Source organism: Thermodesulfobacteriota bacterium, from assembly GCA_039028315.1.
GTDB lineage: Bacteria > Desulfobacterota_D > UBA1144 > Nemesobacterales > UBA2774 > CR02bin9.
Map to the genome: position 1 here is coordinate 1 of JBCCIH010000070.1, position 10,572 is coordinate 10,572.

12 protein-coding genes are annotated in these 10,572 nt (G+C 39.6%); 1 reads left to right on the top strand and 11 read right to left on the bottom strand.

The genetic code is table 11. The features are described 5' to 3' along the window. From AAF462_05820 to AAF462_05870, 11 genes are all read right to left on the bottom strand, one after another. Positions 1 to 303, bottom strand: a 303-nt coding sequence (locus AAF462_05820; protein ID MEM7008637.1) for a Bax inhibitor-1/YccA family protein, incomplete at its 3' end; no start/stop codon positions are given. An 80-nt stretch (positions 304 to 383) separates the two neighbouring features. Next, on the bottom strand, positions 384 to 1,301 hold the full coding sequence (locus AAF462_05825; GenBank protein MEM7008638.1) for a TIGR01212 family radical SAM protein: 918 nt from the start codon (positions 1,299 to 1,301) through the stop codon (positions 384 to 386). Further along, on the bottom strand, positions 1,301 to 1,972 hold the full coding sequence (gene nth, locus AAF462_05830) for an endonuclease III (GenBank protein MEM7008639.1): 672 nt from the start codon (positions 1,970 to 1,972) through the stop codon (positions 1,301 to 1,303). Before nth ends, AAF462_05825 begins: the two co-directional genes overlap by 1 nt. Positions 1,973 to 2,049: 77 nt before the next feature. Beyond that, entirely contained in the window at positions 2,050 to 2,316 is a 267-nt protein-coding gene (fdxA, locus tag AAF462_05835; GenBank protein MEM7008640.1) for a ferredoxin, read from the bottom strand. A 90-nt stretch (positions 2,317 to 2,406) separates the two neighbouring features. Then, on the bottom strand, positions 2,407 to 2,916 hold the full coding sequence (secG, locus tag AAF462_05840) for a preprotein translocase subunit SecG (GenBank protein ID MEM7008641.1): 510 nt from the start codon (positions 2,914 to 2,916) through the stop codon (positions 2,407 to 2,409). A gap of 6 nt (positions 2,917 to 2,922) precedes the next feature. Then, entirely contained in the window at positions 2,923 to 3,681 is a 759-nt protein-coding gene (gene tpiA / locus AAF462_05845; protein MEM7008642.1) for a triose-phosphate isomerase, read from the bottom strand. Then, positions 3,681 to 4,871 carry a phosphoglycerate kinase gene (gene pgk, locus AAF462_05850; GenBank protein MEM7008643.1) on the bottom strand — a complete coding sequence of 397 codons (1,191 nt, stop codon included), beginning with the start codon at positions 4,869 to 4,871 and terminating at the stop codon, positions 3,681 to 3,683. The genes tpiA and pgk overlap by 1 nt, the downstream gene beginning before the upstream one ends. Next, the gene (locus AAF462_05855) at positions 4,868 to 6,019 is read right to left on the bottom strand and encodes a pyridoxal phosphate-dependent aminotransferase (GenBank protein MEM7008644.1); all 1,152 of its coding nucleotides are present in this window, start codon (positions 6,017 to 6,019) and stop codon (positions 4,868 to 4,870) included. The genes pgk and AAF462_05855 overlap by 4 nt, the downstream gene beginning before the upstream one ends. Before the next feature lie 54 nt (positions 6,020 to 6,073). Further along, positions 6,074 to 6,643, bottom strand: a complete 570-nt coding sequence (gene def, locus AAF462_05860; protein ID MEM7008645.1) for a peptide deformylase — start codon at positions 6,641 to 6,643, stop codon at positions 6,074 to 6,076. A 106-nt stretch (positions 6,644 to 6,749) separates the two neighbouring features. Further along, on the bottom strand, positions 6,750 to 7,028 hold the full coding sequence (locus tag AAF462_05865) for an HU family DNA-binding protein (protein ID MEM7008646.1): 279 nt from the start codon (positions 7,026 to 7,028) through the stop codon (positions 6,750 to 6,752). Between the two features lie 152 nt (positions 7,029 to 7,180). Continuing rightward, entirely contained in the window at positions 7,181 to 8,590 is a 1,410-nt protein-coding gene (locus AAF462_05870) for a hypothetical protein (GenBank protein MEM7008647.1), read from the bottom strand. 343 nt (positions 8,591 to 8,933) lie between these two features. Between AAF462_05870 and AAF462_05875 the strand changes: the two genes are divergently transcribed. Further along, positions 8,934 to 10,418, top strand: coding sequence for a sodium:solute symporter family protein (locus AAF462_05875; GenBank protein MEM7008648.1), 1,485 nt, complete (start codon positions 8,934 to 8,936; stop codon positions 10,416 to 10,418). The last annotated feature ends 154 nt before the right edge of the window (positions 10,419 to 10,572 follow it).

Here is a 10,572-nt window from a genome sequence, read left to right on the forward strand (position 1 = left end):
ATAGATTGGCGCTGTTATTGGCGCCCATGTTTTCTTAAAAATAGTTATAAATGCAAAAATCAATCCACCAATCAGCCCGCCGTATAGCCAGTACATAAGGCTCGCGTTTTCAAGCCCTCCTTCAGTTGTTATGCCGCTCTCATAGAACATATCCCAAACCCAAACCGCAGGGATTACAACAAGCGCAAGAAGGATCAGTGTTTTGTTTATGGTCCCGTTTATAGTCATAGCTCCGGCTGTTTGAATGCCAGGCTGGTATTGCTCAAAGGTATTGTTGCCAAGAGCCGGGTTTGAACTTTTCATATCTTAAGCCTCCAATTGCTGCTCACCTATTATCACAGCGATATTATATCATCTGATTGTTAGATTTTCATGAAATTCTTCTATCCGCCATTTTGGTATAATCGCCCTTGATAAGTATCCCTATTTTCGAGTTCTTTTTCTATCGCCTGGAGGATCTGAAGATGAGATTTTCCCCAATCCGGAGCAATAAGAAGCTGGTGTGGAGTGTCTGTAAATAGCCTCTCGATGATCATATCCGGTGATAGTCGCTCTAAAAAATCAACTATAAAAGTTATGTACTCTTCAAATCCAAATAGTTCAAAAGGCTTTTCAACATACATTCTAGCAAGCTGAGTATTTCGTACAATATGAAGGTTGTGTACTTTGAAAACATCAATTCCCAAAGATGAGATCTCATCAGCCATATAGAGCATTTCTTCTTTGGTTTCTGTAGGCATGCCGACGATTATGTGTGCTCCAATCTCAAAACCCCTCCCCTTTGACATCTCTATTGCATCTAAGACAGATTGGTAATTATGCCCTCTGTTCATATAATCTAAGGTTTTGTCATAAATTGACTCTATACCGTATTCAAGACAAACATAGCATTCTTTGGCAAGCCCTTGGAACATGTCTAGTTTTTCTTCATCAACGCAGTCTGATCTGGTACCTACTGCTATTCCGATAACGTCATCATAACTCAGGGCTTGACGGTACATTTGCTCTAATTTATCTACAGAGTCATAGGTGTTTGTATATGATTGAAAATAAACAATAAATTTCTCTGCTTTAAATCTATTTCTAAGATACTCCATACCGTTTGAGATCTGCTGATCCATCGTGTAGCGAGCCCTTGCATATGGAGGAACAAAGCTGTCGTTATTACAGTACACGCAGCCGCCAATCGCTAAATTGCCGTCACGGTTTGGGCACGTGAAACCCATATCTACTGAGAGCTTATTTACTCTGTAGCCGAGTTTTTCTTTTATATATGGCCTGTAGGTATTATAGCGCTGCATTAGAAAAGCCCCGCAGATGGGCAAAGATGACTAAGCATACAATCCCCGCATATTGGTTTTCTGGCATGGCACACTGTACGTCCGTGATCACCCAAGGAATTTGAGAAAATTGTCCATTTCTCCTGAGGAATTAATTCATTTAAATCATATTCGATCTTAGTCGGGTCAGTATTTTTTGTAAACCCAAGCCGTGTTGACAGCCTTTTTATATGAGTGTCTACGATTATTCCCGGTATGCCAAAATAATTTCCGAGCACTACATTTGCAGTTTTTCGCCCTACCCCTGCTAGCTTTGTGAGCTCATCCATTGTCTTGGGAACTTCCCCGTCATATTCTTCTACTAGAGCCTTTGTGCAGTTAACGATCGACTTAGCCTTCGCGCGGTAAAATCCGCACGAATGTATCTCCTCTTCAAGCTCGCTTTGATCAGCTTTCGAGAATTCATATGGAGTTGGATATTTTCTAAACAGCTCAGGTGTTACTTGATTAACTCTTTTATCAGTACACTGAGCAGAGAGTATACAGCCGATTAACAGCTCAAACGGGCCTTCAAAGTTTAGATGACACCTTGCATTTGGATATTCATCTTCAAGCAGAGATAGTACCGCTAGAGCTGTTTGTTTCTTCGCAGATTCAGTTTCCCTTATTTTAGTTGATGCCCTTTTATTCACCTTAGTTCACAAAATAAAAAAGGGGATATGCACAGGACATATCCCCTTTAGTTATTTATCTATATCAATTTGGGATTTTAGTCCTTTCTAGCTGGCTCCAGACCTTCTTTGCCCTCAAAGAAATCGGCATTCATTTCAGTGTATTCGCTCCATTTTTCTGGGAGCTCGTCTTCGTGAAAAATGGCATCAACAGGACATGGATCTACGCAAGCGCCGCAATCAATACACTCTTCAGGATGAATGAAAAGTTGGCTATCGCCTTCGTAGATACAGTCTACAGGGCACGCTTCAACACACGCTTTATCTTTAACGTCAACGCACGGCTCTGCAATAATATATGCCATTATTAAATACCTCCGAATAAAATTATGTCTTGATAATAATACTTAATGAGCTTGGTACTCGCAACAATTCTAGTCTTATGACAAGCTATTTCACTGCGTATCCTCAGTGTTTTCGCCAGAAGGCTCTTGATTAGCTTCGGGTGCCGGCTGCTCTGCCGCTCCATCAGATAACTCTGAACCTGAGCTTTGCTCAGCTGGCTGCTGCTCTTGCTGAGCGGGCTCTTGTGCAGCTGATCCTTGGTCCTGGCCACTGTTATCAGGGGGAATAGGCTCTTGCTGTGAAGTGTCAGTTGGTGAGGCTATATCAGTGGTTTGCTGTGTCGTAGGTATATCAGTAACAACTGATGTGTTAACGTTCTTAGCTGCAAAATAACCTAGGGTTAAAGAACTAAGCAAGAACAAGACCGCGAGCACTCTAGTGACCTTAGATAAAAACGGCACAGCACCTGCTGCACCAAATACAGATTCACTTGATCCTCCGCCGCCGCCAAACACAGACCCCAAATCTCCACCTTTACCCGGCTGAAGTAATACAACAACAATGAGCAATATGCTCACAACAATATGTATTGCTTGCACTGAATAAATTATTAGTTCCACTTTTCTCTACTCTCCTGCAATTTTTACTATTTCTACAAAGGAATCCGCATTAAGACCCGCGCCTCCTATAAGCGCTCCGTCTATATGTTCCATATTGATTAGTTCTTCAATATTTCCTACGTTTACACTTCCCCCGTAAATTATCCTGATTAATTCAAAACCTTGACCGAATATATTACCTGTTATTTCACGAATTGTGGCATGAACATGCTCAGCTTGTTCTGGAGTTGCATTTTTACCAGTCCCAATTGCCCATATTGGCTCATAGGCAATAACGAACCGTCTTGGGTCATCAAGCACTAAATCTGACATTGCACTTTTAACTTGTGTAGTGACTTTTTCGATTGTGTTGCCCTCTTCCCTTTCTTGTAATGTCTCGCCAACGCATACTATTACATTTAGTCCGTCATTTAGTGAAGCACCAATTTTTTTCTTAACAACCTCATCTGTCTCGCCTAATATACCTCGCCTTTCTGAATGACCAATAATTGTCCACTCACATCCGGCATCAACAAGCATTGCTGGAGAAACCTCTCCGGTGTAGGCTCCTCTGTCTTCCCAAAATACATCCTGAGCGGATAGCTCAATTTGCGTATCTGCTATTAATCCATTGACAATATCTAAAGCTGTATAAGGCGGTGCAAGTACTATATCAAGACCATGGTCTATACCAGATACTCCAGAGATAATGCTTTGGGTAAGCTCAGTTGCCTCAGCTCTTAGCATATTCATCTTCCAATTGCCGGCTATCATATTTCTTTTCATCAAAGTCGCCCTTTAATTGCCTCAATACCAAGCAGCTCTTTACCAAGTAAGTAATCCACTGAACACTGACCACCATATGAGATAAAGCTTCTACCCTCCTGCCCAACTGCATCAAGAGCTGTGTCTATTGTGTCTTGTCCAATGATTACACTGAAAATATCTGACTCGGCCAATGCCCTAGCCATAAACTCAGTACCCTTTTTAAACTCATCGTGCTCACATATGCCCAAAGGTCCTGACCAAAGAACAGTTTTTGCCTTTTCTATTCTACTTTGGAAATCTGATTGAGCATCAGGGCCAATATCAACGACCTTCATATCCTTTGGCAAACGGCCGCCTGAAATTATAAAGGAACTCTCATAATTGTTCAAATCACCTTTTATTGCAAGAAGATCTTGTGGTAAAACCAAATTTATATTTCGTGTCTCAGCAGAAGAGATAAACCTCTTAATTCTATAAATTGCATCTTTTTCTATTTGCGATCTCCCAGTCTCACCGCCAAGGACATTTAGAAATGTATTTGCAAAAACCCCACCTAATATTACTGTATCAACTTGGTCCAGCATATATTCAGCAAGCTCAAGCTTTTCTAAAACGTTGGAGCCTCCTAGAATTGCTGTGAAAGGTCGTTGGGGATTTTTAATACTTTCTAGGTTTTTTATTTCATTTTCGAACTGAAAGCCTATGCACAAATTTTCAAAGTAATCACAGATGCTGACTATAGATGCATAGTTATGATCGCAAAGAGAAAACGCCTCATTTACATAAATATCTGCACATTCTGATAATTTTCTCGCATAGTCAGAGCTATTTTCAATCTCCCCCTTTTGAAACTCTAAATTCTCAAGCAGCATTACCTGACCCGGTTGCATATCAGTGCCTATTTTCTTAACCGCCTCTCCAATTGAATTATCCGGAAAGTAGATTTCAGTTCCAAGTGATTGTGAAAGTATGCTGCCCACAGCTTCAAGACTATATTTTTTGTTGTATCTACCTTTTGCATTTCCAAAGCTTGAAGCAATAACAACTTTGGCATTCTGAGCTAGAGCATATCTTATAGTGGGTAGAGCGTTGATAATTTTTCTATTATTTTCAGCTGATGTATCACCAATAGTTGGAAAATCGAAATCGACTCTGATGAAAACTCTTTTCTCTGCGATATCTATTTGGGCTATTGATGGCAGTGTCATAAAGCCATTTCCGCCTTTTCAATATATTTTTGCAAACGAGCTATTCCTTGTTCTATATTTGAAATAGAAGTTGCGTAGGAAAATCTTAAATACCCCTCGCCACCAGCGCCAAAATCAATGCCCGGCGTAACTGCAACATGAGCTTTTTCCAGAATATCAAATGCGAGCTCGTGTGAGTTAGGATTTATTCTGCTTGCATCAACAAACACATAAAAAGCACCCTCAGGCTCAGCCTGAATTTCAAAACCAAGCTTTTTTAGTCCACTAATCATAGCTTTTCTTCTTTCATCAAACTTAAGCGCCATATTATTGGCCACATCCTGAGCACTATTGAGTGCAACCACTCCGGCTCTTTGTACAAAAGCGTTTGGTGATATAAAAAGATTTTGCTGAAGCTTTTGAATTGGTCTAATAAATTCCCCTGGAGCTATTAAATAACCAAGCCTCCAGCCTGTCATTGAGTAGAATTTGGAAAACCCATTTACTGCAAATGCTTTATTGGTAAATTCATAAATAGTTTTCGCCTCACCTTGATAGACAAGTCCATGATAGATTTCATCTGAAAGAATATGTATACCTAAATCGGCTATCTTTTTCATAACCTCGGGCTTAAGCACGATACCAGTTGGGTTAGCAGGAGAGTTAATAATAATGGCTTTGGTTTTACTAGTTATCTCATTGCGTAATCTATCCACATCTATTTGAAAACCTTCATTTTCATAGATTCTAAAAGTTTTTGGAACCCCTCCCGCAATTTTTATGATCTGAGGATAACATGCATAGTGCGGGTCAGTTATCAAGACTTCATCCCCTGGCTCGATAAGTGAGATAATAGATAGATATAAAGCAGGAGAGCTGCCCATTGTGATAATCACATTATCAGGATCTATAGATACTCTGTAATTTGTTTTGTAATTTTCAGATACGGCTTGTCTTAGTTCAGGTATACCCAAGCTATGAGTATATTTTGTATCTCCTTCATTTATGGACCTAAGAGCCTCTTGTGAAATTACATCAGGAGTTTCGAAGTCCGGCTCGCCAACTTCAAAATGAAAGACTCTGTGGCCTTGGGCTTCTATTTCCTTTGCTTTCTCCAAAACGTCCATTACGTAAAAAGGAGATAGCTCTTGTGAAAGCTTAGATGGCATGGGGCTTAATAATAAGGAATAAGGGACTTATTGTCTAGGTGAGGCAAAATGCAACTATAAGACTGCTTGCTTTTCTTCTTTTCCAAGTGCTTTTTCAATTTTCTTTTTTAGTAACTCTCGTTTGAGCCTTCCCAGCCTGTCAATAAACAAAACGCCATCAAGATGATCAATTTCATGCTGGAATACTCTTGCAAGAAGGTCATCGCATTTAATCTCCAAAAGCTCCCCATCACGGTTGTATCCCTCTACAACTACCTCAAATTTCCTTTTCACATCGCTCACGAAGCCAGGGATGCTAAGACAACCCTCCTCTCCGATGACTTCGCCATCAGAAAAGACAATCTCTGGATTAATGAGCTCAATGAGTTCAGCTCTATCTGGAGGAAGCAAGATTTCTTCCCCCTCTTCACTCTCTTTAATTCTTTCTCTTGGCTGTATATCGGCTACTAAAACTCTTTTGGAAATACCCACCTGAGGTGCTGCTAACCCTACCCCCGGTGCTTCATACATGGTGTCTGCCATGTCATCCAGTAGTTCAATTAAATCATCATCTATCACTTCTACCGGTTCACATTTTTTCCTTAGAATAGAGTTAGGATAGAGAAGAATATCGCGTAGTGCCATAGAAAATTAATGCTATCAAAATGGACAGAATTGTCAATTTCACTATTTTACAATTCTTTGGTATAGCTTAAGATTTTCAACAAGTATTTATAAATAGTTTTTGTAACTACTCGTCGTTTAATTTACCGATTAGCTCACGACTAGGCCTAAAGTGAGGTAATTTCTTAGATGAAACCGTAACTTTATCGCCAGTTCTAGGATTACGGCCTTCATATGAACCATAGCTTTTTGTAAAAAAGCTTCCAAATCCTCTAATTTCGATTCTACCATCATTTTCGAGAACCTCTGTCATATGCTCAATAATGGTATCGAGAATCTGCTCTGATTGTGAAGGTTGCAAATTAAATTTGTCGGCCAATTCTTTTTCAATATCTGATCGTTTCATGCAATGACCCCCATCCGAATTAACTGAGTCTAAAAAATACCCATCCCAAATGCACTTTAGATAATTTTCAAATGTTTGTCAAGTGTTATATGATAGTTACAGCAAGTTCATATAACCCCGTCTTAGTTATGACTAAGCCGTGAATCAGCTAATTATGTTCTTGCTGACTTACGTCCATTTGCTTTTTTTGCATTCTTCTTTGCAACTTTTGTAGCCTTCTTTCCCTTTCCGGTATTATCCTTAAATCTTTTTAAGTGAACATCCGAATAGGATCCTTTTGGGTAATGTTCGTCATAGAATTCAACATCGATGTTCATAGCCTGGAACACTAGCCTCATGTACATAGGATCTACAAAAGCTGGGAACCTTCCATAGGTATCGTAAATATAATTTGCGACATCCTTTACAATCTGCTTCGTTGTCTCAGTTGGTTTTGGAGCTCTCATTAAATGCTTATCTGCTTCTGTGTATGGAAACGGCTTATTAGATTCCCAGTTGGCATCTTTATGTTCATGGAACATATCAATAGCTTCGTTCATATCTTTGTAATATGGAGGACAGTAGCCCTGAAAAACTCCGTCTCTACCAACTGGAATGGTAGTCGGAGGATTAATTACACCTTTCTTAGGCTCAACAAATCTAAATCCTAGTCCTTTGAAAAGATCAGGAGCTGCACCCAAAGCAAATCTTGGGATGAAACCGCTAAATGTCCATCCTGCAAGACCTAAAGCCTGTAGTGCGAGGCTCATGTTCTGGCATATAAATGCTTGTTCAACATTTAGTCCTGTTAGTACGCGTGACTCAAGATCAAATAGCGAGAGTTTAACGCTATCTTTTAATCTACCCTTCTTTATCCACTTACTAACTCCAGCAGGTTTTCCGGTGAGATCATCAATAATTGTGAACCCATAAGTATTACTACAATATAGGTGTAGTAAGTTTAAGTACTCCTCAGTAATATCAGTTACCGGAATATAAACTGATGTTCCGGGCTTATTAGTATTCCATTGGTTAAAATTAAATAGTCCTGGCATACGATCGGGCAGATCAGCCCTACCGTCATCAAGTTTTACAAGGCTTTCTCTATAGAGTTCAAGCACTCTTTCCATTCTCTCGTTACGGTCCATTTTAAAGAACATATCGAGCTCATGGTTTTTGGGAAGCATATGTTTTACATCTATGTGATATAGTCCGTTATCGTTTGTGAAAAATAGTTCTGTACCATGGTTATTACACGCTGATGGCCAGGTGCGCCCTGTCCACTGACATAGCAGATCAATTCCTGTCTCTGGTGGCAGATCGGCAAGACATAGCCCGGTAAGTCCAGTTCCGGACCAAGCTAAAAGTGCCTCATCTAGCTCTTCAAGTGGTAGAGGATCGTAGTTGGATGTATAGCCTAAAGTCTGATCGGGAAGATCCATACCAAGCCCAAACCTTCTTGAGCGACGGTTAAAGATAGAATCGAATAAAGGATATTTTAATGCGTCTTCATATCTCTTTGGTAATTTAAATTTACCATTGCCTTTCCCATTTTTACTTTTGCCGTTACCCTTTTTAGCCATGCGATGCCTCCGGATGTTATAAAAGTTTTTTTGTATTTAAAACCCCATAGAAATTTAAAGTAAGTTGGCAATAATTGCAAGGCATTTCGGCATACAATAAAGAGATTAGGAGTTAACTCATAAAAAGGCTATTAATCTTTATCATTTCATTTGCACTTTTAGTGTTGACTGTTCCATGGTTTTTTACTGGATTTGGAGATGCTGAATTTTTAGGATTTCCACTATGGGCAGTTTACAGCTTATGCATGAGCATTGTCTATGCAATTGTTATCGCTATATTACTCGGACGATATTGGAGCGTATCGGCAGACGACAACAATAGAGACTCAAAGGGCGGTGCATCATGAACACAGATGCACTTTTAAACTCAGGCGGCATCATATTCATGTCTGCCTATTTAGGCTCCTTAATACTAATAGGTCTTTTGGGGAAACTTAAGCAAAAAGAGAACTCACTCTCAGATTTTTACCTAGCCGGCAGGAATATGGGGTTTTTTGTATTGTTCTTAACTCTTTATGCAACTCAATACAGCGGCAACACTATTGTTGGATATGCCGGAAAAGCATATAGAGAGGGATACACAGTCCTTTTAAGTGTAACATTTATGATGTCAGTTATTGGTGGGTATCTTTTATTTGCTCCTAAACTATACAGACTATCTAAGAAGTTTAATTTCATAACTATTGGTGATTATATCCAGCACCGCTATAACTCTAGAGTTCTTACAATTCTAGCGGTTCTATTATTAATAATTGCACTAGCAAACTTTATACTCACAAACTTAAAAGCGATGGGTCACATTGTTGAAGCAACAACTGGTGGACAAGTTTCTTTTGTATATGGCGTGCTAGCCCTCTCACTAATCATGGTTATATACGAAACTCTTGGGGGGCTAAGGAGCGTTGCTTGGACAGATGTAATTCAAGGAGTAATTTTACTACTAGGTTGCGCTATTATATTTATAGCCATTCAATACCAATATGACGGCCTTAGCTCAGCAGCAGAATATTTTAAAACCAATAGCCCAGATATTTGGGCAGCCCCCACATGGGAAGAGAAAAGAGTCTGGCTAAGCACTTTATTAATAGTTATTTTTGGAATCTCAATTTATCCCCAGGCAATACAGCGTATATACTCAGCAAAAGATGAGCGTACATTAAAACGCTCACTCCAAGTGATGGTATTTATGCCATTAGTGACTACTTTCTTTATTGTAGTTATTGGAATAGTAGGCAGCGCGCAAATGCCAGGACTTGATAGGGACGGAAGTGAGCAGATTACTCTTATATTGCTTAGCGATATTGCAAAAAATATCCCAGGTATTGAGTATGTAATAATTTTATTTATCACAGCTGCAGTTGCCGCTATTATGTCGACTGTCGACTCAGCCCTTTTGGCTATATCTTCACTATTTACACAAGATCTCTACAGGATTGCAAAACCAAAATCCTCACAGCACCATCTGACATTTATGGGAAAGTTCTTTTCATGGATTATCATGGCCGTAATGGCTTATATGGCTATACACCTTCCGCAGACAATATGGAGACTAATGGAAATAAAGCTTGAGATTCTCTCTCAGGTAGCGCCTGCAATAATTTTAGGAATTAATATAAAATCCTTAAAAAAAGAAGCTATATTTTCAGGTCTCCTGGTGGGACTCTTAATCACATTTGGAATCATGTACCTAAATTGGCAGGGTATGTCGGATAATGCGAGGCCTTGGGGATTTCATGCAGGACTTTGGGGACTTGCAGGTAATCTCATCACGATAGGTGTAGTTTCTATCTTGATGATGAGAAGAAATAAATTTAGTAGTGTTCATTGATTAAAGGTTAGGACCTCTATGATCTCCGGCAAAGATCATATCGCTACTAGGCCTTTCTGCCCCACCCTCAGGCTCTATAGTCACTGAATAATGTTCTATGTTCCCTAGATCGGAAAGTGCTTCTAGCTCGACAAAATGACTACCCTTAGCGTCA

Excerpts from the sequence above, each read along its gene's own strand:
- AAF462_05825 (MEM7008638.1), bottom strand. The coding sequence starts at position 1,301 with ATGCAGCGCTATAATACCTACAGGCCATATATAAAAGAAAAACTCGGC.
- fdxA (MEM7008640.1), bottom strand. The coding sequence starts at position 2,316 with ATGGCATATATTATTGCAGAGCCGTGCGTTGACGTTAAAGATAAAGCG.
- tpiA (MEM7008642.1), bottom strand. The coding sequence starts at position 3,681 with ATGAAAAGAAATATGATAGCCGGCAATTGGAAGATGAATATGCTAAGA.
- pgk (MEM7008643.1), bottom strand. The coding sequence starts at position 4,871 with ATGACACTGCCATCAATAGCCCAAATAGATATCGCAGAGAAAAGAGTT.
- AAF462_05855 (MEM7008644.1), bottom strand. The coding sequence starts at position 6,019 with ATGCCATCTAAGCTTTCACAAGAGCTATCTCCTTTTTACGTAATGGAC.
- def (MEM7008645.1), bottom strand. The coding sequence starts at position 6,643 with ATGGCACTACGCGATATTCTTCTCTATCCTAACTCTATTCTAAGGAAA.
- AAF462_05865 (MEM7008646.1), bottom strand. The coding sequence starts at position 7,028 with ATGAAACGATCAGATATTGAAAAAGAATTGGCCGACAAATTTAATTTG.
- AAF462_05870 (MEM7008647.1), bottom strand. The coding sequence starts at position 8,590 with ATGGCTAAAAAGGGTAACGGCAAAAGTAAAAATGGGAAAGGCAATGGT.
- AAF462_05875 (MEM7008648.1), top strand. The coding sequence starts at position 8,934 with ATGAACACAGATGCACTTTTAAACTCAGGCGGCATCATATTCATGTCT.